General features: G+C 70.7%; 16 protein-coding genes. 3 read left to right on the top strand and 13 right to left on the bottom strand.

The window, feature by feature from the left end; all coding sequences use genetic code 11:
* Positions 1 to 60: 60 nt before the first annotated feature.
* The 7 genes from HY049_06840 to HY049_06810 all read right to left on the bottom strand — a co-directional run bounded on the left by HY049_06840 (position 61) and on the right by HY049_06810 (position 13,105).
* Positions 61 to 1,062, bottom strand: a complete 1,002-nt coding sequence (locus HY049_06840; protein ID MBI3448613.1) for a hypothetical protein — start codon at positions 1,060 to 1,062, stop codon at positions 61 to 63.
* A gap of 62 nt (positions 1,063 to 1,124) precedes the next feature.
* Positions 1,125 to 3,017, bottom strand: coding sequence for a carboxypeptidase regulatory-like domain-containing protein (locus tag HY049_06835; protein ID MBI3448612.1), 1,893 nt, complete (start codon positions 3,015 to 3,017; stop codon positions 1,125 to 1,127).
* A 1,479-nt stretch (positions 3,018 to 4,496) separates the two neighbouring features.
* The gene (locus HY049_06830; GenBank protein MBI3448611.1) at positions 4,497 to 7,460 is read right to left on the bottom strand and encodes a multidrug efflux RND transporter permease subunit; all 2,964 of its coding nucleotides are present in this window, start codon (positions 7,458 to 7,460) and stop codon (positions 4,497 to 4,499) included.
* A gap of 12 nt (positions 7,461 to 7,472) precedes the next feature.
* Positions 7,473 to 8,642 carry an MdtA/MuxA family multidrug efflux RND transporter periplasmic adaptor subunit gene (locus HY049_06825; protein MBI3448610.1) on the bottom strand — a complete coding sequence of 390 codons (1,170 nt, stop codon included), beginning with the start codon at positions 8,640 to 8,642 and terminating at the stop codon, positions 7,473 to 7,475.
* Entirely contained in the window at positions 8,618 to 9,268 is a 651-nt protein-coding gene (locus HY049_06820; protein MBI3448609.1) for a cytochrome c, read from the bottom strand. Before HY049_06820 ends, HY049_06825 begins: the two co-directional genes overlap by 25 nt.
* Positions 9,265 to 10,398 carry a sulfite oxidase gene (locus tag HY049_06815; protein MBI3448608.1) on the bottom strand — a complete coding sequence of 378 codons (1,134 nt, stop codon included), beginning with the start codon at positions 10,396 to 10,398 and terminating at the stop codon, positions 9,265 to 9,267. The genes HY049_06820 and HY049_06815 overlap by 4 nt, the downstream gene beginning before the upstream one ends.
* A 304-nt stretch (positions 10,399 to 10,702) precedes the next feature.
* Positions 10,703 to 13,105, bottom strand: coding sequence for an ABC transporter permease (locus tag HY049_06810; GenBank protein MBI3448607.1), 2,403 nt, complete (start codon positions 13,103 to 13,105; stop codon positions 10,703 to 10,705).
* Positions 13,106 to 13,356: 251 nt separating this feature from the next.
* Between HY049_06810 and HY049_06805 the strand changes: the two genes are divergently transcribed.
* The 3 genes from HY049_06805 to HY049_06795 all read left to right on the top strand — a co-directional run bounded on the left by HY049_06805 (position 13,357) and on the right by HY049_06795 (position 17,063).
* Entirely contained in the window at positions 13,357 to 14,361 is a 1,005-nt protein-coding gene (locus tag HY049_06805) for an inorganic phosphate transporter (protein MBI3448606.1), read from the top strand.
* Between the two features lie 226 nt (positions 14,362 to 14,587).
* Positions 14,588 to 15,595, top strand: coding sequence for a hypothetical protein (locus HY049_06800; GenBank protein ID MBI3448605.1), 1,008 nt, complete (start codon positions 14,588 to 14,590; stop codon positions 15,593 to 15,595).
* Between the two features lie 16 nt (positions 15,596 to 15,611).
* Entirely contained in the window at positions 15,612 to 17,063 is a 1,452-nt protein-coding gene (locus tag HY049_06795; GenBank protein ID MBI3448604.1) for an NAD(P)-binding domain-containing protein, read from the top strand.
* A 12-nt stretch (positions 17,064 to 17,075) separates the two neighbouring features.
* On the opposite strand, the gene HY049_06790 is transcribed toward HY049_06795, so the two are convergent.
* The 6 genes from HY049_06790 to HY049_06765 all read right to left on the bottom strand — a co-directional run.
* Entirely contained in the window at positions 17,076 to 19,817 is a 2,742-nt protein-coding gene (locus tag HY049_06790; GenBank protein ID MBI3448603.1) for a PAS domain-containing protein, read from the bottom strand.
* A gap of 59 nt (positions 19,818 to 19,876) precedes the next feature.
* Positions 19,877 to 20,719 carry an FkbM family methyltransferase gene (locus HY049_06785; GenBank protein MBI3448602.1) on the bottom strand — a complete coding sequence of 281 codons (843 nt, stop codon included), beginning with the start codon at positions 20,717 to 20,719 and terminating at the stop codon, positions 19,877 to 19,879.
* Complete coding sequence (locus HY049_06780; GenBank protein ID MBI3448601.1) at positions 20,716 to 21,246, bottom strand: hypothetical protein; 531 nt, start codon at positions 21,244 to 21,246, stop codon at positions 20,716 to 20,718. The genes HY049_06785 and HY049_06780 overlap by 4 nt, the downstream gene beginning before the upstream one ends.
* A gap of 28 nt (positions 21,247 to 21,274) precedes the next feature.
* Positions 21,275 to 21,418, bottom strand: coding sequence for a hypothetical protein (locus HY049_06775; GenBank protein MBI3448600.1), 144 nt, complete (start codon positions 21,416 to 21,418; stop codon positions 21,275 to 21,277).
* On the bottom strand, positions 21,415 to 21,933 hold the full coding sequence (locus HY049_06770) for a DUF2255 family protein (GenBank protein MBI3448599.1): 519 nt from the start codon (positions 21,931 to 21,933) through the stop codon (positions 21,415 to 21,417). The genes HY049_06775 and HY049_06770 overlap by 4 nt, the downstream gene beginning before the upstream one ends.
* A gap of 3 nt (positions 21,934 to 21,936) precedes the next feature.
* A partial coding sequence (locus tag HY049_06765) for an FtsX-like permease family protein (protein MBI3448598.1) occupies positions 21,937 to 23,757 on the bottom strand: 1,821 nt, incomplete at its 5' end.

The following is a 23,757-nucleotide window of genomic DNA, read 5'->3' as shown; positions in this document are numbered from 1 at the left end:
GGTTCACGATTCCGCCCGGGAGCTTTTCGCCGTTCTCGTGGTGGGGTCGCTCCGCCGGAGTCAGTTCCCGGGTTTCTTGGCTGGCGAGGCCAAGACGGCCAGAAGTTCCCTTATGGGTCGGTTGACTGGCTCCATCGTTCCGGGGTCGAGCAGCGGGAGAGCGACGTCGGTCCCGACTTCCGTCGGAGCTTCGTCGCAGCAGGCGAGAGGGCTCGCGGGCATAGGAGCCTTCCTCTGGAGGTGTCGGGCGAGGGCGAGGTAGTAAAGCGCGACGCAGGAACAGGGTCGTCGGTCGAGCGCGCGTCCCAGGACCGCTTCGGCCCTCTCAGGGTCGCTCCTCTTGACCAGAAGGAGCCCCTCCCAGAGATCGGCTCGGACATCGCCCGGCTCGGCGTGACGCCACGCGTCGAACATCATGGGCTCGGCATCCAGATAGGCCTGAAACGTCGGCGGACAATCGTGCTCCAGAATCCAGGACACGTAGACTGGTACCACCTGGTTGACGACGAACGATCGAAGCGTTGAACGGCGCGCCGCTCCCAGCGCCTCGCCCAGCCCCCGGATCGCCGCCCCCGGGCGGTTGCGCCGGAAACGCGCGAGAGCGAGGAGGGCGGCTGTCGCCATGTCGTCTCTAGCCTCAGGGCAGAGATCGAGGAGCTCGGCGCCGAGGGAATCGTCGCCCGCGAGAACGTGCATCTGACCCGCGAGGAGTCGGTACTCGGGCCGGCTCCCCCCCGCGGCCTCGAGGGCTGCGCTCGCGAAGAACGCGGCTTCGGCCCAATGCTTTCGCTCTTCGTGGAAGTAGGCGAGGGCATAGCTCGTCATGGCATCCGCCGGGCGGAGGTGGTAGGCGGCGAGGAAATGGGCCAGCGCCGCGTCGTCTTGTTTCAGCTCCTCGAGGCTGAAAGCCAGCATCAACTGCGCGTCGGCGGAATGCGGATCTTCCCGGACCACCTCCGAGAACTCCCGGGCCGCCGTCGCGAAGTCTCCGGATGCGTACGCTCTCCAACCCTCGATCATTCCGGCGGACGCGGCGGGGATTCCGAGCCCCAGCAGGATCACGAGGCCAACTCCGGTCCGAAGGACCGCCGCTCTGATCGCCGGCGATCTCCCGGGGCGCGCGTTCATCTCTCGCTCCGGAGGTCGGCCGCGGCGAACCCGCCCTCGACCAGCGTGACGCTCCGCCGGACCGGTCCGCATTCGACCGAGTACGTGCCGAGGGGCACATGTCTGACGCGATAGCGCTCCCCCGAACCCTCACCGCGATCGATGTGCGTGGGGTCGATGAGCGGCAGGATGTCCCTGCGTGCGGCTCCGAAAATGCGTAGGCACAGGGGAGGCACGTGGGGTGGCGCCGCTTCCTTCGGCAGCGAGATTTCGAGTGTTCCGCCTTCGTCGAGAATGTACGTCTTGACCAGGTCCGCCACGCCTTTGTCCAGTCTCAGCTCTTCGAAGGGAAGCGGCGCGAGCCCGGGCGCCATGATCCCGATGACGCCCTTTGTGGCGGGATTCAAGCAGAACGCGGGCGTTACCCCGCCATCGCCGAGGGCCGCGTGAATGGCGCCTTCCCGCCCCTTCGCGAAGCTCACAATGACCTGAACGTCGCCCTTCGTCACCGGCTCACCGTGCCTGTCTCTCACCCGCACCCTCAGGTTGAGGTTCGGGTTGACGTCGTGGCGGAGGCGGATTTCAATGTCGCCGTCGGGGCGATTGCCGAATCGACGCGTCTCGCGGTCGTACTCCTGCTTCTCGAATGTGATAGCCGTGTCTCCGCGGCTCAGAAGGGGCGCGTCGAACCGGCCCCCGTCCGAGGTCACGACCGAGTAGGATTCCCTGAAATCACCTGACACGGCGGCCTCGCCGCCGCCGAGCGAGAGCCCGAAAAACGACAGGTTATCCCCCGATTGCTGTGAGTCCGCGGAAGAGCTGACCACGCGCACGCCCGGAAGCGGAAGACCCGTTTCGTCGTCGAGCACGATTCCGGTGACGTGTCCGGGGGGGAAATCCAGATCCAGGACGACGTCGGTCCCGTCTTGAGGGATCTCAAAACCGCGTACGAGCCGGGCGCCGTCCTGCTCGATCGAAATCCAGTGCTTTCCGGCACCCAGCCCGGTGAGCCGATAGCCGCCGTCGTTCCCGGTCCGGCCGGAGCGCATCTCCACATCATCAACGGAAGAGGCGCGCGCCGCATCCGCCGGATACGCAAGGACCACCGCTCCCGCGAAAGGCTGGCCGCCTCGGCGGATCACGCCGCTCAGCGTGGTACCCGATCCGAAATCCTGGCGTACGATCGCCGAGGCCACGACGTCGACACTCCGTCGATCGAATCCCTCCGGGCCCGTGCCGGGGACGTATTTCGAAAGCATCCGTCGTCCCGGTGTGACGTCGGTGAGGAGATAGCGGCCGGCAGCATCGGTCACGGCGTTCCGGGATCTCAGAGCGTCGGCAACCGTCAGGGAGACGCCGTGCTGATGGGCCCCCTCGGCATCCACCACCGTTCCCTGGATGGTTCCTCCTCGACCGAGCCGCACCTCCGATTCCGAGGGTCGCTCTGACGGGGCGGATGACAGTTCGAGCGAACCGTCCGCGTACCCTGTCTTCACGATGAGCAAACGCACCGCCCCGGGCGGGAGACCCTCGGCATCGAACCGCCCATCCTCTCCGCTCCGCGCGAGAGTCGGTCCATCCACGTCGCACGACTCGCCGCATTCCTTGATCGATGCTCGATCAATCGGGAGTCCGGACGCGTCATCCACGATCCGGCCGGCGAGCATCCCTCCGGGTTCGAGGTGCACGTCGGAGAGGTCCGTCGGAGAGCCCGGTAGAACGACGACATCGCGCAGGACGCGGCGGAAGTGCCCTGCGGCGGTGATTGCCAGGTCATACGCCCCCGGCAGACAGGCTTTCCATTCAATGAGCCCCGATTCCGCTTCAAGATCCGCCGCGTCGGGCCCCGCGAGATTGGGATCGATGGTCTGACCCTCACTTCGCCGGATGCGCACCGCGGCGTCTTTCACCGTCTCATCGGTATCTCCCGACAGGAGTCGAGCCCGAATCGTCCCGAGTCGGGGGAGGACGACGCGGCTCGGAAAACCTCGAGCCGGCGTGATGCCGCGGTACTCCGAGTGTCCCGGCGCCGAGACACGTATCTCGATCACGGCGCTCGCGGGGATTCGGGCCTGCACCCCGCCGCCGGCTCCGGCATGAAACGTTCTGTTGAGGGACCCTCCCGCGGCGAACCATGAGACGTCGATCTGCGCGCCTTCGGGGCGGAGTCCTCGATCGTCCTCAACCCCCACGACGATCTGGCGGCCCCGCTCGAGGACGATGGGGGGGATCTCCGTGACGACCCCTGTCGTGGGAGCGATTCCGAAAGAAACCACGGTCGGCACGTAGTCGGGAGACTCGAGGGTCAGGGAGTAGGCTCCTACGGGAAGTCCTGAGACCGCCAGCGTTCCGGAAGCCTCGGAGTGAACGCTTGACATCCCGCACCGGGATAGGAGCGCCTCGAGGTCCTTCTCGCCGGCATGGAGCACTCCGCCCGCGCGGATTCCCGCCGCCGGCTCGCCCTCCGCGAGCACCCGCGTTCGCACGCCTCCTCCCGCCGTGATCCCCGCACGCACGGGCGGCGCATCGCCGGAAAAAGGTCTCTTGACGACAAGAAGGGAAGGGGCGAGCGGGGATTGCGGGCACACGATCACGGGAAGGTCGTCGGACTCCACAGGGAATGGGATCGTGGCGTGGCCGCGAGCATCGGCGCGAATCACCGGCGCCGAGTCGCTCGTGCCGGCGTGGATGTTGGCGCCCACGACCGGCAATCCATCCGGCCCCACGAGCGCGATGATGACGTCGCGCGAACGACCGGCATGGGAGATGGTCGGACCGCCGCCTATTAGGGCGAGAATGACGGCGCAGAAGGTCGCGACGCCCGGCATGGGCTCAGACTCCGCGGCGCGACGAGTCGGCCTCGACCGCCACGCTCGGGGAGCTGGCTCCCGTCGTGGTGGGAGGGCTGGGTTTGTACGGAAGCTTTGGTTTCGGCAGGCCGCCTCCCCCGCAGGCAGTCGTCAGCGTGCAGCTGCCACCACCCGGGCCTAATGCGCAACCGACTCCGCCCGTCGGCGACTTGACGCATGAGAACGCGCTGACATCGGCGCAACATCGCATGCATGTCCCGGTCCCGTCCGTGCAAGTCGCCATGACGGGAAGGTGTGCCAGAAGTAGGGCTCCGGCCAGAAGCAGGATTCGGAGGAGGCGTCGGCGCATGACGGGTTCTCCTTCTCGATCAATCGTGCAACAGAGAATCTGAAACAATGGCGATCCGTGGGTGGAGCCTAGATCCTCAGGCGCCCAAAGGCAAGTCGGGGGGTGGCGTGCCCGCTTTGTGAGCTCCTGTCGGCAAGAATGAGGCGCGATAGCGAGTCAATCTCTGGGACGCGCTCCTGGAGCCGAATTCTTCGAGTCGCTGACGGATCCCCGCGCCCCGGCTCCGTCTCTCACCCCCCTCCCCTTCGCCACGCGCCCGTCCCCCCGCCGAGGGCGAGGGGGAGCCCGCCGAGGAGGGCGGCCATCGTGGTCATCATGATGGGCCTGAAGCGCAACAGGCACGCCTCGTAGATCGCCTCTTCCGGGCTCTTGCCGTCCACCCTCTCGGCGTCGAGGGCGAAGTCGATCATCATGATGGCGTTCTTCTTCACGATCCCTATCAGCAGGATGATCCCGATGAGCGCGATGACGCTCAGGTCGGTGCGGCAGATGAGCAGGGCGAGGATCGCCCCGACCCCCGCGGACGGCAACGTCGAGAGGATCGTGATGGGGTGGATGTAGCTCTCGTAGAGAACGCCCAGCACGATGTACACGGTGATGAGGGCGGCGAGGATGAGCAAAGGCTCATTGGCGAGGGAGGCCTGGAAGGCCTGGGCGGTCCCCTGGAAGCTGGCTTGCACGCTGGCCGGAAGGCCAATCTCGCTCTCCGACCTCTCGATGGCGGCGACCGCCTCTCCCAGAGAGCGCCCCGGGGCGAGGTTGAACGAGAGCGTGACGGCGGGGAACTGCCCCTGGTGGTTCACGGCGAGAGGGGCGCTTCGCGGCTCGATGCGGGTGAAGGCGCTCAAAGGGATCTGGGCCCCTGAGGCCGAGCGGACGTAGATCGAGCCGAGCGACTCGGGGCTCTCCCTGAAGCGCGGGGCCACCTCCATGACGACGTGGTACTGGTTCGCCTGCGTGTACATGGTGGAGACCTGCCGCTGGCCGAAGGCGTCGTAGAGAGTCTCGTCCACCGCCTGCGCCGTCACCCCCAGCCGCGACGCCGTGTCCCGATCGATCACCACATGCGACTCGAGGCCTGCGATCTGGTGATCGCTCGCGACGTCCCGCAGCTCGGGAAGGGCGGAGAGCCGGTCGACGAGGCGCGGGGCCCAGGTCGCGAGCTCGGCGCCGTCGGCGCACTCGATCGCGTACTGGTACTGCGTCCGGCTGACGCGGTTCTCCACCGTGAGATCCTGCACGGGCTGCATGAAGAGGGTGATGCCGCGGACGCCGGCGAGACTCCCCTGGAGTCGGCGGATCACCTCCAGGGCGCCCGGGCGCCCGGAGTCGAGCGGATGGAGGTTGATCTGGATGCGGCCGCTGTTGAGCGTCGTGTTGATCCCGTCGATGCCGATGAACGACGTGACGCTCTCGACGGCAGGGTCCTTCATGATCTCGCCGACGAGCCCCTGCTGGAGCCCGGCCATGGCGTCGAACGACGTCGATTGCGGCGCCTCGGAGACGCCGAGGATGGCGCCGGTGTCCTGGACGGGAAAGAACCCCTTCGGCACGGCGACGTACAGCCAGATCGTCGCCACGAGCGTCGCGGCGGCGACCAGCACGGTCGCGCGCCGGTGGTGCAGCACCCACCGGAGCGTGGCGGCGTACAGGTCGACGACCCGCTGGTAGATCGACTCGGAGGCGCGGAAGAGGCGGCCGTGCCCGGATGGCTCCTCGCGGCGGAGAAGCCTCGCGCACATCATCGGCGTGAGCGTCAGCGAGACGACCGCCGAGACGAGAATCGTCACGCTCAGCGTCACGGCGAACTCGCGGAAGAGCCGGCCGATGACGTCCCCCATGAAGAGAAGGGGGATGAGGACGGCGATGAGCGAGACGGTGAGCGAGACGATCGTAAACCCGATCTGCGCGGACCCCTTGAGCGCGGCCTGGAGCGGGGCCTCCCCCCCTTCGATGAGGCGCGCGATGTTCTCGATCATCACGATGGCGTCGTCGACCACGAACCCCGTGGCGATGGTGAGCGCCATGAGCGAGAGGTTGTCGAGGCTGTAGCCCAGGACGTACATCACGCCGAAGGTGCCGACGAGCGACAGGGGGACCGCCACGCTCGGGATGAGCGTCGCCGGGACGCTCCGGAGGAAGAGGAACATGACCATGACGACGAGGGCGACCGTCAGCACGAGCGTGAGCTCGACGTCCCGGACCGACGCGCGGATGGTCGAGGTGCGGTCGGCGACGATCGCGACCTTCACCGACGACGGCAGCGTCGCGCCGAGGCGCGGGAGGATCGCCTTGACCCGATCGGCGACGTTGATGATGTTCGCCCCGGGCTGGCGCTGGATGTTGACGAGGACGGCGGGGGAGGCGTTCATCCAGGCCGCCTGCCGCGAGTTCTCGGCGCCGTCTTCCACGTCGGCGACGTCCGAGAGCCTCACGGGGGCGCCCCGGCGGTAGGCGACGATCAGCGGGCGGTACCCCTCGCTCGCGATGATCTGGTCGTTCGCGCCGATCGTGTAGGCCTGCCTCGATCCGTCGAAGCTCCCCTTCGCCTGGTCGACGTTCGCGGCGGCGAGGGCCGACCTGAGGTCCTCGAGGCCGAGGCCGTACGAGGCGAGGGCCGTCGGGTTCACCCGGATCCGCACCGCCGGTTTCTGCCCCCCGCTGAGCGAGACCAGCCCCACGCCGGGAAGCTGCGAGAGCTTCTGCGCGAGGCGCGTGTCGGCCAGGTCGTGCACGCGCGTGAGCGGCAGCGTCTCCGAGGTGAGGGCGAGGGTGAGGATCGGGGCGTCGGCGGGGTTCGTCTTGGCGTAGATAGGCGGGTTCGGGAGATCGCGCGGGAGGAACGTCCCCGCCGCGTTGATGGCGGCCTGGACCTCCTGCTCCGCGACGTCGAGGTTGAGCGCGAGGTCGAACTGCAGCGTGACGACGGAGCTCCCCGACGAGCTGGTCGACGTCATCTGCGTGAGGCCGGGCATCTGGCCGAACTGGCGCTCGAGGGGGGCCGTCACCGACGAGGCCATGACATCCGGCGAGGCGCCGGGGTAGAAGGTCATCACCTCGATCGTCGGGTAGTCGACCTGGGGGAGCGCCGAGACGGGGAGCTGGCGGTATGCGACGCCCCCCGCGAGGAGGATCGCGACCATGAGGAGCGTCGTCGCGACGGGCCGGAGGATGAAGGCTCGCGACGGGTTCATCGGGCGGGCGCTCTACCCGTTCGCGCCGCGTTCGGTGGAGGCTGCCTCGCGGACGGGGCTCCCCGCGCGAAGCTTGTCCATGCCGTCCACGACGACGGCGTCCCCCTCGGCGACGCCGCTCCGGATCACGACGTCGGCGCCGCTCATCGGCCCGAGCGTCACGGGGCGGACCTCGGCGAGCTTCCCCGCACCGACCACGTAGACGAACGCCCCCTTCGGCCCGCGCTGGACCGAGACGACGGGGACGATGACCGCCCCCGCGTCGACGTCGAGCCTGAGCTTCACGTTGACGAACTGGTTCGGGAAGAGCGCGCCGTCCCTGTTGTCGAAGACGGCCTTCAGCTTCGAGGTGCCCGTGGCCGGGTCGATCTGGTTGTCCACCGTGAGGAGGCGCCCCGTCGCGATCTTCATGGAGCCGTCGCGATCGTAGGCCTCGACGGGAAGCTCGGCTCCGTCCCGGAGCCTCCGGAGCAGCGCGGGAAGGGCGTCCTCGGGGATCGTGAAGACGACGGCGATCGGCTCGATCTGGGTGATCACCAGGAGGCCGTTCGGATCGTTGGCCCGGACCATGTTCCCCGCGTCGACGAGCCTGAGCCCGACGCGGCCGGCGATGGGTGCGGTGATGCGGCAGTAGACGAGCTGGAGGCGCGCGTTGTCGATCATCGCCTGATCGACCTTCACCGCCCCCTCGGACTGCCCCGCCGCCGCGATCGCCGAGTCGAGCTGCTGGCGCGCGATCGTCCCCTGGTCGAAGAGGGCCTGCAGCCGATCGAGATCCAGCCGCGCGTTCGCGAGCGACGCCTGGTCCCGGGCCATCTGCCCCTCCGCCTGCTCGAGCTGGACCTGGTAGGGGCGGGGGTCGATCTGCGCGAGGAGATCTCCCGCCGCGACGAGATGCCCCTCGGTGAAGGCGACCTTCTGGAGCGCGCCGTCGATCCGGCTTCGCATCGTCACGGTGTTGTAGGCCGTCACCGTCCCGAGGCCGCGGAGGTAGACGGGGAGATCGCCGTGGCGCGCTCTCGTCACGACGACCGGCACCGCGGGCGTCTGCTCTCCCGGTGCGTCGGCCGCGGAGGTGCCGCCCCGGCAGGCGGGCGCCGCGATCGCGGCGAGGGCGAGGGCCGCGATCGCGAGGTGCGGAATCCGGGCCGGGCCCCTCAAGGCTCGACCTTCCGGAGCCACGCGAGGAGGGAGGCGATCTCGGCGTCCTTCAGCTCGAAGGCCGGCATGTCCCCCTTCCCCGCGCGCGTGATCTTCGCGAACTCGGGGGCGCGCCGGAGGAGCGGCCGGTCGACGAGGTTCGTCCCGATCTCTCCGCCGTGCGCGTCGTCGCCGTGGCACGCCGAGCACGCCTCCGCGAAGATCCGTTTCCCCTCGGAGGCGTCACCGCCCGCGAACGTGCCGTCGGGAAGGGGGCGGAGCGCCTCGTCGGCCGCGGCCGCGGTGATGACTGGAAGCACGGGCAGCGCAGCCGCCGGGCCCCGCGCCGCCGCGAGGTGGGCCGCGAGGGGCTCGAGCTTCTCCGCCTCGATCGTCGCCCCCCATCCCTTCATCTTCTTGAGCACCGATCCCCACTGGGCCTGCGTGAGGCGCTGCTGGTCCACGATGTCGCGCGCGTGGCACGTCGAGCAGTTCTCCGCGATGAGCGTCTTCGCCGTCGCGGCGTCGATCGCCGGGGCGGCGTCGGGAGCCGGTGCGGCCGCTCCGCTCGCGCCCGAGGGATCTTGCGCGGCGGCGCCGATCGCGAGCGCGGCGAGCGTCGCGCAGGCCACGGCGGCGGCGACGGCCAGGACGCCCGGGCGCCTCATCCGGCCACCGTGAAGTCCACCGAGGTCCAGCCGTTCCAGAAGTAGCCGCTCGGATTCCAGATCGCTTCGCGCGGCTGCACGTTTCCCTTCGCGTCGGTCGCGCGCGCGACCGCGCGGTAGCTTCCCGGCTTCGCGTCGAAAAAGTGCCTGAAGACCTGCCACCGCCCACGTCCCGGCTCCCCCTCGAGCGCGGCACTCGTCCACGTGGCGCCGTCGTCGAGGCTCACCGCCACCGACGCGATCGCCCCCTCGCCCGAGAAGGCGACGCCGGCGATCTCCTGCCGCCCCCGGGGTGTCGTCCCGCCGCCGGCCGGGCGCGCGATGACGGACTTCACGGGAATCGTCGTCACGGGGATCATCTGATCCGGAGGGACCGCCGTCCCCGGAGCGACGGGGCTCTTCGGCATGCGGTAGGCCGTCTGGTAGTAGAACCCCTCCGCCTCCTTCTCCTGGACCGTGAGGTGCGTCAGCCACTTCACCCAGTGGTTGCCGGCCCAGCCGGGGACGACGAGGCGGAACGGCGCTCCGTGCGCGAGGGTGAGGGGCTCGCCGTTCATGTGGGTCGCGATGAGCGTCTCGCGGTCGAGCGCGCGGTCGAGGGGAAGGCTCCGGATGAACCGCGGGACCGACGGCTTCGGAGGGAGATCGGCGCCGAGGAGGCGCACGTGCGCCGCGCCAAATTGGGCGGCCGCGACGCCCGCCTTTTGGAGGAGATCCGAGAGGCGGACGCCGCGCCATTCGGCCTGCCCCATGGCGCCGTGCACCCACTGCACGCCGGGGACGGTCGGCGTCTGCAAGCCGCGGCCGTTCCCGGCGCACTGCAGGACAGAGGTGAGCGAGACCTGCTCGAAGCGCGCGAGATCGGGAAGGCGCAGCTCGAGGGGGTTCCTGACCAGACCGTCGAGCCGCAGCCTGCGATCGGGATCGAGCCCCGGAGGCCCGAGGTGGCTGCGGATGAAGAAGACGCGGGTGGGGGTGATGAGTGAGTCGAAATGCCGGATCGGCGTCGCGAGATTCTGCGGGTGCTCGCCGAGCTGGAGGAGCGTCTCCTCGGCCTTCCCCTGGCGCGGGAGCGCGAGCGCTGCCAGCGAGATCGCCCCAGCGCGGACGAAGTCTCTCCGTCGCCACATGGCGGGCAGTAGAGGTTACGACGCGCGCGGTGTCAATCGGCGCGGGGCGGGGATTCCCGGGGGGCCGGCCTACTCCGGCTCGTACGCCGAGTGCCCGTACGCGGGGCAGACGAGCAGGTGGAGGAGCGCGCCGAACAGGCTCAAGGTCGCCCGGCAGTCGAGACAGCGAAAGCGTGAGGGACGTTTCATGGGAGGATCATCCGACGAAACGCCGCGCCCCGCAAGATCCGAAAAATCGGGAAGCGCGCTCTGGGAGATCTCTTCGGCGATTCGGGTTCGTGATGATCGTGACGACTGCGCCGGCTCACTCGCCGCGAAGAGTCGCCATGGGATCGATCCGCGACGCCCTCAGGGCCGGGATCGACGCGGCGGCGAGCGCCACGAGCGCGAGGAGCCCTGCGACGCCCGCGAAGGTTGCGGGGTCCGCGGGGCTCACGTTCACCAGGAGGTGCCGGAGGCTCGCCATCAGCGGCACGGCCGCCGCCGCGCCGAGCGCGATGCCGGCGATCGCCCAGGCCATCCCGCCGGTGACGACGGTGCGCATCACGTCCAGGGGCCGCGCGCCGAAGGCCAGCCGGACGCCGATCTCGTGCGCGCGCCGCTCGGTGGTGTACGAGAGGATTCCGTAGACACCCACCGTCGAGAGGGCGAGGGCGAGGAGCGCGAAGAGGGAGACGAGCAGCATGGAGAACCTCGGGCGGACGAGCTCCTTCTCGACGAGCTGATCCATCGTGGCGAACAGGCCGATGTCGACGTCCGGGTCGATCCCGGCGAGGCGCGCCCGGACGGCGGCGGCGGTTGCGCCGGCCGAGGCGGTTCGGATGGCGAACATCGTCGCCCACCGCGGCGCCTGCCGCTGGGGCCAGTAGATCTCCGGATCGGGGGCGGCGTCGGGTCTGAACGGGCGCACGTCGGCGACGACGCCGACGATCTCGACCGTCGCCTGGTGCGCCGCGAGCGTGACGCGCCGCCCGATCGCTTCTCCTCCGGGATCGAGCCGCCGGGCCATCGTCTCGTTGACGATCGCCACCGGCGTCGCCCGTGCGTCGTCGGCGTCGTTGAAAGAGCGCCCGCGGAGGAGCGGGATCCCCATCGTCCGGAAGTACGCGGGGCCGACGTCGAACCAGAGGACCGACGGGCGCTCGCCCGCCGGAAGGATGGGGCGCCCCTCGATCGAATACTCCTCGCTCCCGTCCCCGCCGCGAAGCGGCACGGCGGACGCCGCGGCGGCGCCGGCCACGCCGGGGATCGCGCGGAGCCCCTCCTCCATGCGCGCGAAGAGATCGGCCGCCGAGGCGGCGGACGGGCGATCTCCCGGCGAGCTGAAGACCGACACCGTGAGCAGGTTCCCGCGGTCGAACCCCGGGCGCCAGTCGAGAAGGTTGTCGAAGCTCCGGAGGAGGAGGCCGGCGCCGATGAGGAGCATCGTCGCCAGGGCCACCTCGATCGCGACGAGGGCGTGACGGAGACGCCCGCCCCGGTGCTGATCGCCCCTGTGGCGCCCCTCCTTGAGCGCCTCGTGGAGCGCGGGGCGGCTCGCGAACCACGCGGGGACGAGGCCGAAGACGAGGCTCACCGACGCGGAGAGGAGGAGCGCGAAGGCGAGCACGCTCCCGCTCATCCTCACGTCCGCGAGGCGGGGGATGTCGGGGGGCGCGAGCGCGAGGATCGAGTCGGTCCCCCATGCCGCGACGACAGAGCCGAGCGCCCCGCCGAGCATCGAGAGGACGAGGCCCTCGACGAGAAGCTGGCGGATGAGCCTCCCGGGCCCCGCGCCGAGAGCGGCTCGCACGATCATCTCCTTCTCGCGGGCCGTCGCGCGCGCGAGCATGAGATGGGCCACGTTGGCGCAGCCGATGAGGAGCACCAGGCCGATCGCCCCGAGGAAGGCGAGGAGCGCGGGGCGCACGGATCGGACCGTTCTCTCCCGGAGCGAGTCGACGGCGATCCCCCACCCCCGGTTCGCGTCGGGGTGACCCGCTTCCAGCGACGCGCGGAGCGCGATCATCTCGGATCGGGCGGCCTGAAGCGTGACCCCCCGGGCGAGTCGGCCGAACGGCCGGAAGCCGCGCCACTCGTGGTTGCCGGCCCTCTCGGCCCAGAGGGGGATGAAGACTTCCGGGCGCGGGAGTCCGGGGATCTCGAACCCCGCCGGAAGGACGCCGACGATCGTGCGCGACTCCCCGTCGATCTGGATGCGGGACCCGACGACGTCCGCCGCGCCGGCGAGCTTCCGCTGCCAGTAGGCATGCGTGACGACGGCGGCCGGCTCGCGCCCTGCGTCGCTGTCCTCGGGGACGAGGAGGCGGCCGCGCTCGGCCCGGACCGAGAAGACCTCGAAGAGGCTCGAGGCGACGATGCCTCCGGGAACCCCCTCCTTGAGGGCCCCGTGCCGGATCATGAACGGCCAGTCCCGCGCCAGCCCCATCGCCTCGATCGTGCGCGACGACCGCGCCCAGTCGGCGAGATTGCCGGGGGACGCGGCGCAGAAATCGCCCATCCGCTCCGGGTTCGTCTCGCAGATCATCACGAGCCGATCCTCTTCGGGGTAGGGGAGCGGGCGGAGGAGAATCCCGTCCACGAACGTGAAGATCGCGGTGCTCCCGCCGATGCCGAGGGCCATCGTCAGGACGACGACGGCCGCGAACGACCGCTCGCGCCGCAGGCCGCGCAGGGCATGCCGAACGTCGAGCCAGATCCATCTCACGGGCGGTTCTCCAGCCGGGCGGGCCGATCACGAGATTCGGAAGCAAGTCCGAAGCCACGCGCCCGCGCGCGCCGCCGGCCGGAGCGCCCGGGGGCTCAGTCTCCCGGTTCCGCCCATGGGAACGCGATGTGCGATTCCGGACGCCTCATGCTCGGTCTCCGCGCCAGGGCGCGGAGTCGCGCGTCGGGTTGACCGTCGCGCGCGATCGCCCGTACAATGCGCGCTCTTCCACACAGTTCCGGGAGCGCGCCGTGACCATCTCGACGTTTCTCGTGTGCGCCATCGTCATCGCCCTGGCCTTCGATTTCATCAACGGATTCCACGACGCGGCGAACGCGATCGCCACCGTCGTCTCCACGCGCGTGCTCAGCCCCACGCGCGCGGTCGCCTGGGCCGCGCTCTTCAACTTCGTCGCCGCGTTCGGCTTCGGGACGGCGGTCGCGAAGACGATCGGCAGCGGGCTCATCGACACGAAGGTCGTCGACAACTACGTCATCCTCGCGGCCCTCACGGGCGCGATCGTCTGGGACCTCGTCACCTGGTGGGGGGGGATCCCCTCCAGCTCGTCGCACGCGCTCATCGGCGGGTACGGCGGCGCGGCGATCGCCAAGGCGGGGATCTCCGCGATCATCCCCTCCGGCTGGTACAAGACCGTCGGCGCGATCTTTCTTTCGCCGGTCATCGGCATGGTCCTCGGCTTCTCGATCATGTCGCTGATCAACTACGTGCATCGGAACTCGGTGCCGGGGCGCGTGAACCGCCGGTTCAAGGTCCTCCAGCTCGTCTCGTCAGGGTTCTACAGCCTCGGCCACGGCACCAACGACGCGCAGAAGACGATGGGGATCATCACGGGGCTTCTCTACGCGAACGGGAGCCTGTCCTCGTTCGAGGTGCCGTTCTGGGTGATTCTCACCTGCCACGGCGCGATCGCCGCGGGAACCTTCGGCGGCGGCTGGCGGATCGTGAAGACGATGGGGCAGCGGATCACGAAGCTGAAGCCGGTGGGCGGCTTCGCGGCGGAGACCGCCGGGGCGATCACGATCATCGCCTCGTCGCTCGGCGGCATCCCGGTCTCGACGACCCACACGATCACCGGCGCGATCGTGGGCGTGGGGGCGACCACCCGCCTGTCCGCCATCCGGTGGGGGGTCGCGGGCAACATCGTCTGGGCGTGGATCTTCACGATCCCGGCCTCCGCGGCCGTGGCGATGGTGACCTACTACTTCGTGCGCGGCGCGATCCCGATCGTCGGCTGATCCCCGATGGGCCTTGCGCCCCGGGCCCAGGGCGGCGCGTTGCCCGGGTGGCCGGTTCGCCTATACTTGACCGTCCGCGCGGAGCCCCGGGTCTCCCGGGCTCCTCTCCTGCCGCCGCTGCACCCGGCGGATCGGAAGCGTCGGGAGCTTCCGGTCTTTCGGCTTTGTCGTGCGACCCGGCTGCGGGTGGTGCTCGCGCCCCAGTTATCATGATGAGGTCGACACGATGAGCCAATCGACGCAGATCGCCGCATCTCGCCGCGGAGGCCGGGACGCTGCGGAAGTTCGCGAGCCGGCGCCGCCCGCGGTCCCGGACCGTGCGCCCCGACACCCGGCGCGCCCGGCGGCGAAACCCGCGTCGGAGAGCCAGGGGCCCCGATGGGCGGTCGGTCTTCTGACGGCGGGCCTCGTTGTCATCAACTTCGCGGGCCTCTCGTACTACGCCGCGCCCCCGGCCGTCCGCGTCCGGCATCCGCTCCACGCCTGGCTCCGGGCGTCGGGCTACATCGGCCAGTCGCTCGGGATCATCTCTCTCGCGCTCTTCCTGTTCCTCTGGCTCTACCCCATCCGCAAGAGGTTCATGTCGAAGCTCGCCTTCACGGGCCGCCTCCCGGTCTGGCTCACATGGCACGTGGCGGCGGGTCTGGTCGTGCCGTGGGCCGCAGCGACGCACGCGGGATGGCGCTTCACCGGGATGATCGGTCTGGGATACGCCGCGCTCTTCGTCGTGTACCTCAGCGGCCTCGTCGGCCGCTATCTGTACACGCGCATCCCGCGCCAGCGGACGGGCGTCGAGATGACGCGCGACGACGTGGCCGCCGAGCGGGAGCAGATCCTCTTCGATCTCGTGGCGAGCACCGGGCTGACGCCCAGCGCCGTCCGAGGTCTCCTGACCGTCGACGACGCCGGAGCGCGCGCGGCCGGGTTCGTGGGCGCCTCGCGCGCGATGCTGCGGGACGACCTGGTGCGGCGCCGCGCGGCCCGGAGGCTCGAGATCACCCTCAGCCGGCGCGCGGAGGGGGTGCGCGCCCTCGACCGCGCCGCGATCGAGCGGGTGGTCCAGCTCGCGCGTCGCGAGATGGCTCTCTCTCAGCAGATCCGGAGGCTCGCGGCGACGCAGCGGGCGTTCGGCCTCTGGCACGCGCTGCACAAGCCCGTCGCGGTCACCGCCTTCGTGGCGGTCGTCGTGCACGTCGTGGTGGCGATCGCCGTCGGCGCGACCTGGTTCCACTGATGCTCCCCGGGCCGTCATGGCCAACCTGATCACGGGGATCGTCCTTCTCGCCATCACGATCTTCGCGATGCGTCGCCACCTCCGGAAAATGGCCGCCGGCATCGCTCGGCGATCGGGCATCCGGAACGCCTGCCCCCGCTGCGGCGCCGTGAACCCGGAGGGAGCGCACTCCTGCGCGAAGTGCGGCGTCCCGCTCGGGGCGTTCGAGGTCGTGGGCCTGAAAGCGCTGACCGCGTCGCGGGCGGGGGCGGCGGGCTCGGCGGCCCTCCACGCCATCGTCCGCGGCGACGTCTGCGTCGGGTGCGGGCTGTGCGTCCCCGTCTGCCCCGAGCCCGGGGCGATCGCGATGGCCGGCAAAAGGGCCGTCGTCGACATGGCGCTCTGCAAGGGACACGGGAAGTGCGTCGAGGCGTGTCCGGTCGCCGCCATCTTCCTCTCCGCGGGTGATTCGGTGCAGCGCGTCGAGGTCCCCGACGTCGACGTCCACTTCGAGAGCAACGTCCCCGGCCTGTACGTCGTCGGGGAGCTGGGCGGGCGGGGGCTGATCAAGAACGCCGTCAACGAGGGGAAGATCGCCATCGAGCACATCGCCGAGCAGGTCCGGCTCGAGAGAGCGGGGGCGCCCCCGGCTCCGGGGGTGAGGGACGTCGTCATCGTGGGATCGGGGCCCGCGGGGCTGTCGGCGGGGCTCGAGGCCAAGCGCTCGGATCTGTCGTACGCCGTCCTTGAGCGGGGGAGCGTCGCGGACACGATCCGCAAGTACCCGCGGCACAAGCTCCTCCTCGCCGAGCCGGTGAAGATGCCGCTGTATGGAGATCTCTGGATCGCGGACGCCTCGAAGGAGTCGCTCATCCACGTGTGGGAGGCGATCATCGCCGAGACGAAGCTCAGCGTCCTCACGGGGCACGAGGTGACGCGCGTCGGCCGCGCGAACGGCCTCTTCGACGTCGAGGCGGGCGGGAAGATATTTCGGGCCCGTCGCGTCGTCCTCGCCATGGGCCGGCGCGGTGTGCCGCGGCGGCTCGGGGTCCGCGGCGAGGAGGCCGGGAAGGTCGTCTACGACGTCGCCGAGATGGAGGTCTTCGCGGGACGGCGCGTCCTCGTCGTGGGCGGGGGGGACAGCGCGGTCGAATCGGCGCTGGGGCTCTCGAACCAGCCCGGCACCGACGTCACGCTCTGCCATCGCGCCGCCCGGATCGACAAGGCCCGCGAGAGGAACCAGGCGAAGCTCGCGGCCGCAGTCCGCGCGGGGGCCGTGAAGCTCCTGCTCCGCGCGCAGGTCCGAGAGATTCGAAGCGACGTCGCCGTCCTCGACGTGGCCGGTCAGACGACGCTTCTCGCCAACGACGACGTCATCGTGCGGATCGGGGGCGAGCCGCCGAAGGCTTTCCTTGAGCGCGCCGGGGTGCGCTCGGTGCGCAAGGACGTTCCGGTGGAGAGCGCAGGCCCGACGCGCACGGTCGCCTGAGCGCGCGCCCCCTCACGGCCGGCCGGGCCGATCGATCCCGACCAGGCTCCGGACGCGCTCCACGAGATCGGCGGGGCGATAGGGCTTGTGCAGGAAGGGCGCCTGCGCGCTCTGCGGCGCCCGGTCGAGGATGTCGCTCTCGGTGAAGCCGCTCATCATCAGGGCGGGAAGCCCGGGGCGCAGCCGCCGGAGCTGCTCGAGCGTCTCCCACCCGTCCATCCGCGGCATCGTCACGTCGAGGATCGCCGCCCGGATCTCCCCCACGCGGTCCCTGAACTTCTCGATCGCCTCCGCGCCGTCCGTCGCGACCACCACGTCGAACCCCGCCCGCTCGAGGACCTGCAGCGTGAAGGACCGCGCGAACTCGTCGTCGTCGGCGAGGAGCACGGCGTCCCGATGGGAGCGGGCGGACGCTCTCGAGGGGGCCTCCTCGCCGAGGGCGCGCGGCGCTTCCGCGGCCAGGGGGAGGACGACGCGAAAGGTGGTTCCACCCTGCGGGCGGGTGGATACCTGAATCGTCCCGCCGTGGCCACGGACGATGCCGAGGACCGCCGCCAGCCCGAGTCCCCGTCCGGTGAACTTCGTCGTGAAGAAGGGATCGAAGATCCTCTGCACCGTCGTCTCGCTCATCCCCGCGCCGTCGTCCGCAACCTCCACGAAAGCGTACGCGGCGGACGGGAGCTTCTCGGGCAGGTGGGGGGAGACGAGCTCCGATTCCTCGAACCGGCGGGATCCCGTGCGGAGCGCGATGATCCCGTCGCGCTCGCCGAGCGCGTCCGAGGCGTTCGTGATCAGATTCATGACGACCTGCCGGATCTGCGTCGCGTCGCCGTCGATCGCGGCAGGATGCAGATCGAGCCGCAGGTGCGCCTTCTTGGAGACGACGAGGTTCAGGAGCGCGGCCATGTCGGCGACGATGGCGTCGAGGTGGGCGGTCTCGACGACGAACCGGCCGCGCCCCGAGTAGGCCAGCATCTGGTTCGTCAGGTCGGACGCTCGCTCGGCCGCCTCGAGGACCTTGCGGATCTGCGGCTCGATGGTGGAGCCGCTCGGGGCGTCCGCGAGGGCGAGGGACGCGTACCCCAGGATCGCCGTCAACAGGTTATTGAAGTCGTGCGCGATCCCGCCGGCGAGGACGCCGAGGCTCTCGAGCTTCTGCGCGTGCCGGAACTGCGTCTCCAGCGCGCGGCGCTCCTCCTCGGCCCGCTTCCTCTCGGTGATGTCGGTGACGGTGCCGATGACGGCGAAGGCGCGGCCGCCTTCGTCGAACTGAATCTCGCCGCTTCCCCAGACGACGCGGACTTCCCCGCCGGGCCGCGTGATGCGGTATTCCATGTCGGTGAAGACGTCCGTCCGCAGCAGGCGCTCGATCCCATGCTCGAGCTTCGGGCGGTCGTCGGGATGAACGGGCGCCGTCGCGGCGTGCAGCGTGCCGGCGAACTCCGGCGCCGTGATGCCGTGAATCCGGCACATTTCCTCGGACCACCTGACGCGGTTCGACGCCAGCTCCCACTCCCAGCTTCCGGAGCGCCCGGCCCGCTGTGAGAGCCTCAGGAAGGCCTCGCTTTCCCCGAGCGCCGCCTCGGCCCTCCGGCGGTCGGTGATGTCGATCATCAGCCCCACGAGCTTCACGGGCTCGCCGTCGGGAGCCACGACGCGAACGATGTCGCGAAGCCAGACCACGGTTCCATCGGCCGCGATCATCCGGTACTCGAAGTCGTGGTGAGCGCGCTGCCGGGTGGCCTCGATGCAGAACGCGACGGCGCGCTCCCTGTCGTCGGGATGGATGTGCGCCGTCCAGAAGCTCGGGTCGCGGTACCACTCCGCGCGCGGATAGCCGAGGAGCCGCTCGGCAAACTCGCTCACGAAGGTGAACCGCCACGTGTCGACGTCCGCCTCCCAGACGATGCCCTCCACCGTGTCGACGAGCGTCTCGTAGCGTCGGCGCGCGCTTCGAAGCTCGGTCTCCACGCGCCGGGTCTCGGCGACGTCCTCGAAGCGCTGCAGGCGCCCCACGTAACCGCCCCGGGCGTCGCGGACTTCGGTGGAGGCGACGCTGAGGACCCGGCCGTCGACGAGGCGCAGCTCCCCCTCGGCGTTCTCCCGCGTCCTCTCGTCGAGGTGGCGGTCGATCTCGCCTGAAGTGATCGATCCGTCGCGTGCTCCCGCCTCGAGTCGCTCGATGTCCCAGATGCTGAAGAACCGCGAGTTCGCGAAGAGAATCCGGTCCGCGCGCTCGTCGGCGAGGAAGTACCCCTTGCGGGACTGGGCGCCGACGGCCGAGAGCGCCGCGTCGGTCCAGCTCGCGCCGGGGAGGGGAGGCGCCGCGCCCGGGGGCGCCGACTCCACGAGGAGATTGACCGAGCCGACCAGCTCGCCCGCAGCGCCGTGCACCGGCATCGAGTGGGCGTGGGCCCGAATCGTCCGGCCGTCCGGTCGTTCGACGACGAGCGGCTGGTCCGCGTAGCCGCACCCCAGGCGCAGCGTCTGGGCCATGCACGTCCGGTCGTGCGGGAGAGGCGAGCCATCGAGGGTGCTGAGCCGCGCGGCGCCGCAGAACCGGTCCGCGGGATGGCGCAGGGCGGGAACCCGTCCCCACATCGCCGCCGCGGCGCCGTTGAACCTCGTGATCGAGCCGTCCGCGGCGCACGTGTAAGCCGCCACCGCGAGGGAATCGATCGCGCGCTCGATGTCGCCGAGGGAGAGGGTGCCGGAGAATTCCCCGGGAACTCGACGGTCCGTGTCATCCGGCATGCGCGGCTCGGCCCTCCAACGCGGCAGGCATACTATCCGTGCGGCGTCATTCCGTCATCTCATGCGCGAGCCCGCTCCTTCTCGAAGATCAGGCCGTCGTCCACCTCGTCGCGGTCGAACATCCCCTGCAGCGCGGCGCGGAAGCCGCCGGCGCCGACCTCGATCCCCTTCGACGGGATCGTCAGCTTCGAGAAGTGAGGCGTGATCCGCGACACGAACTCCCCGACGGTGACGCCGCTGACGTGCCGCAGGTGGTGCGGCACGAACTCGACCACCAGCGCCCGCGCCGAGGCGAGCAGGCGCGGCATCCCCGAGAGGGCGAAGGGCTCCGACCCCTCGATGTCCATGACGACGACGTCGAACGATTCGCCCGGGAGGAGATCGTCGAGCCGGCGCGAGGGGACCTCGATCGTCCTCGGGGCGTCGTACGTGTACATGAACCGCCGCTCCTTCGGGACTCGCTTGCTCCCCCCCGAGTTCGCGCGGCTCGCGAGGAAGGGGAGAGCCTCGTCTCGATCGCCGGCGGCGACGTTCAGCGCCCGGCAGTTCGTGACGCCGCTCAGGGCCAGGCTGATCTCGAGAAGCCGGAACGTCGCGGGGTTGGCCTCGATGGCGACGGATGCGAGGCAGAGCCTGGAGAGGGGGACGACGAGCGACCCGACGTGGGCGCCGACGACGAGGAGCCGGCTTCCCGCATCGAGGCGGCCTCCGATGCGCTCGCGCTCCTCGCGGCCGTACTCGCCGTCGCGCCGCAGGATCCAGCCGACCCCCCGGTCCTCCGGATCCATGGCGAAGGTCCCGGCGACGGTGGTGACGAGGAGCGCGCCGACGTGCGGGCCGAGCCTCTCCTTCGCGCGCCGCCCGCGCCACGCCTGCCACGCGAGGTGGAGGTTCTGTCTCACCTGCCCTGCGGGCGCCTCAGCTCCCAGGTCAGGTAGGACTTGAAGGCCTCCGGCTGGCCCGGCGGGGCGATCCAGAACTCCCCGAGCACGACGCCGTCCGGGCGGAGCTTGTAGGTCAGGCGGAACCGCGGCGCGGCCGAGGCGGCGTCGCTCACGAAGACCGCCTCGTTCGCCGCCGGCGACGTGACGGCGTAGTGGATGGCGTGCTCCTCGTTGTCGAAGTAGCTCGCCTCGACGGCTCCCCCGGCCGCCGGGAAGATCACCATCAGGTCGTCGTGCTTGCGGGCGGGAGCGCCGTTCGCGGCCGGGTACTCGGCGTGGTTCGTCCTCACGATCACGTGATCCTGGAGCCCGCGCTCGAAGGAGCACGAGCCGGTGCCGGGCCCGAGGGCCCCCGAGTTGTCGCCGGCCACCCACGATCCGATGAGGAAGTCGAGCGGGGAGAGGGGCGGGGGCGCCGCCGCGCGCGCGGGCGCCAGCGCCGCGGCCATCACGACCCCGGCGATCGAGATCCATCTTTTTCGCATCACGCCTCCTGGACGTCGGCCCGCGTCGTCAGACGTCGAGCCGGTCCTCGTAGGGAACCGTTTCCCCGTGCTCGATGAAGCGGCGCATGAGACGGAGATACATCGCCCAGCAGTAGCACGACACGCGCCAGTGCTCGTTCGCGGTCGGCCACCCGGTGTGATGGAACCTCACGCGGGTGACCGAGGCCCCCTCCGGCTCCAGCCGGCACCCGACCCGCGTGCCGATCCAGTCCGGCCCCGCCGCCGTGATCTCGAGCTCGAACTCGGAGCCGGGGTGGCACTTCGCGACGCGCGCGCGCCAGTCGTACCCCGGCCCGAAGCCCAGGGCGTACGTCGCGCCGATCGCCGGCTCGCCGCTCGACGTCTTCGTCCACCAGCGATCGAGCCCCGCCGGTACTTCTCGAGGTAGGCGCGGCTGACCGCGTCCTTCATCCGCTCGCCGCGCGCGCGCACGGCGCGGATCGCGAGGGTGCGGCCGCCGACCTGGATCGCCCCGATCGGATCCTCGAGAAACGTCCGGTACCAGCTCCGGGGCTCGAGGCTCCATGAGCGGACGAAGACGCGGCGCTCCACCACGACCGCCCAGATCCCGATGAAGCGATGCGCAAGGCCGGCGCGGATCGACAGCATCCTCGATCGGTCGATCGCGGCGACGACGCGGGAAGGAAGCGGGCGCTTCGAGGGCATCGGTCACTCCGCCCGCAGCGTCTCCCGAGGGTCCGACCTCGCGGCGCGGGCGGCAGGAAAATACGACGCCGCGAGCGTCGCCGCCAGCAGGACGAAAGCGGTCGCCCCGAGCGTCGCGGCGCCGACTCCCTCCACGCCGAAGAGGAACCCCGAGAGCCAGCGCGACGCGGCGACCGCGAGGGTCAATCCGCAGGCGAGCCCGGCGACGGTCAGCCTCACGCCGCGCGCGATGACGAGCGAGAGGAGGTCCGCCGGGCGGGCGCCGAGGGCGGCCCGTATCCCCATCTCGCGCCGGCGCTCGGCGACGGCGCACGACATCACGCCGTAGACGCCCAGGACGGCGAGCCCGAGCGCGACCGCGGCGAGGGCGATCGTGAAGTCGGTCCCCAGCTTCTGGCGCCACATCGCCTGATCGAGGACCTCGGGCATCGTCCTCACGCTTCGGAGCGGGAGGGTCGGGTCGAGGGCGCGCATCTCGCGCCGCACCGCCTCGAGGAGCCCCGCCGGGTCGGCGGATGTCCGCACGTGGAGCGTCAGGTCGGTCACCGGGACCTGCAGCGTCGTCATGAACAGGTGGGGCGAGGGCTCCTCGGTGAAGGTGTCGTATCGGCCGTCCTTCGCGACGCCGACGACGACCCACGTCTCGTCGACGTTGGCGAGCCTGAACCTCCTGCCGACCGCGTCCGCCCCGGGCCAGAGCTTCTTCGCGAGCGTCTCGTTGACGACCGCCCAGCCGAGCGCCCCCGGCTCGCCGTCCGATCGCTGGAAGGGGCGCCCCGCGACGATCGGCGTCCCCATCGTCTCGAAGTATCCGGGGCCCACGGTGCTGGCGCGCAGGACGAGGCCGTCGGCCGGGCTCCCCTCGAGGTAGGCCGTGGTCAGCATCCCGCCCCCGATGAGGTTGACCCGATCGGCGACGGCGGCCGACGTCACCCCCGGGATCTTCGACACCTCGTCGACGACGCGCTGTTGGAAGGCCTGGGCCCGATCGCGATCGTATCCCTGGAGCCCGAGGTCGAAGGAGGCGACCAGCATCCTCTCGCGCTCGAAGCCGGGATCGACGCGCCCCGCGTTGAGCTGGCTCTCGAGGAAGAGCCCGGCGGCCACGAGGCACGCGGCGGCGAGAGCGACCTGGCCCGCGGCGAGCGCGGTGCGGAGGGTCCCCCCGCGTCGCGTCGCCGCCCCGCCCGAGCCCGCGGCGAGCGCGGCGCGCAGGTCGGGGCGCGATCCCTGGAGCGCCGGGAGGAGGCCGAACGAGGCGCCGACCGCCGAGGCCACGGCGACGACGAAGGCGAAGACGCGCGCGTCGATCGGCACGTCGAGCGTCGGCGGCAGCGCCGGCCATCCCGCGTGGAGGACGAGGTCGCGCCCCCACGTCGCGAGGTGGAGGGCGACGCCGGCCCCGGCGGCGACGACGAGGAAGTTCTCGAGGAGCAGGAGCCGGACGATGTCGATCCGGCTCGCCCCCAGAGCGAGGCGCACGGCCATCTCCTTCCGGCGATCGAGCGCGCGCGCCAGGAGGATGTTCGCGACGTTGGCCCCCGCGATGAGGAGCACGAGCGCCGCGATGCCGAGCGCGAGCGCCGCCCCGCGCGCGCACGCCGCGCGGTCGTTCGGGCCGAGGACCGCCTCGGTGAGCGGGAGGACGGTGGCGCTCCACCCCTTGTTCTCCTCCGGATGCTCCCGCGCGAGGCGCGCCGCGATCGTTCTCATCTCGGCCTCCGCCCCCTCGAAGGTCGCGCCGGGGGCGAGCCTGCCGAAGACCTGGAGGAGCCCCGAGTGCCGGCGCTCCGCGATGAAGGACGCGACCCCCGTGAGGACCTG

It is taken from the genome of Acidobacteriota bacterium, assembly GCA_016195325.1.
In the GTDB taxonomy this organism is placed as follows: domain Bacteria; phylum Acidobacteriota; class Polarisedimenticolia; order JACPZX01; family JACPZX01; genus JACPZX01.
Note: the sequence above shows the minus strand (reverse complement) of the source record. Positions and strands in the feature narration are given on the sequence as shown.

Excerpts from the sequence above, each read along its gene's own strand:
- HY049_06830 (MBI3448611.1), bottom strand. The coding sequence starts at position 7,460 with ATGAACCCGTCGCGAGCCTTCATCCTCCGGCCCGTCGCGACGACGCTC.
- HY049_06820 (MBI3448609.1), bottom strand. The coding sequence starts at position 9,268 with ATGAGGCGCCCGGGCGTCCTGGCCGTCGCCGCCGCCGTGGCCTGCGCG.
- HY049_06815 (MBI3448608.1), bottom strand. The coding sequence starts at position 10,398 with ATGTGGCGACGGAGAGACTTCGTCCGCGCTGGGGCGATCTCGCTGGCA.
- HY049_06800 (MBI3448605.1), top strand. The coding sequence starts at position 14,588 with ATGAGCCAATCGACGCAGATCGCCGCATCTCGCCGCGGAGGCCGGGAC.
- HY049_06795 (MBI3448604.1), top strand. The coding sequence starts at position 15,612 with ATGGCCAACCTGATCACGGGGATCGTCCTTCTCGCCATCACGATCTTC.
- HY049_06790 (MBI3448603.1), bottom strand. The coding sequence starts at position 19,817 with ATGCCGGATGACACGGACCGTCGAGTTCCCGGGGAATTCTCCGGCACC.
- HY049_06780 (MBI3448601.1), bottom strand. The coding sequence starts at position 21,246 with ATGCGAAAAAGATGGATCTCGATCGCCGGGGTCGTGATGGCCGCGGCG.
- HY049_06770 (MBI3448599.1), bottom strand. The coding sequence starts at position 21,933 with ATGCCCTCGAAGCGCCCGCTTCCTTCCCGCGTCGTCGCCGCGATCGAC.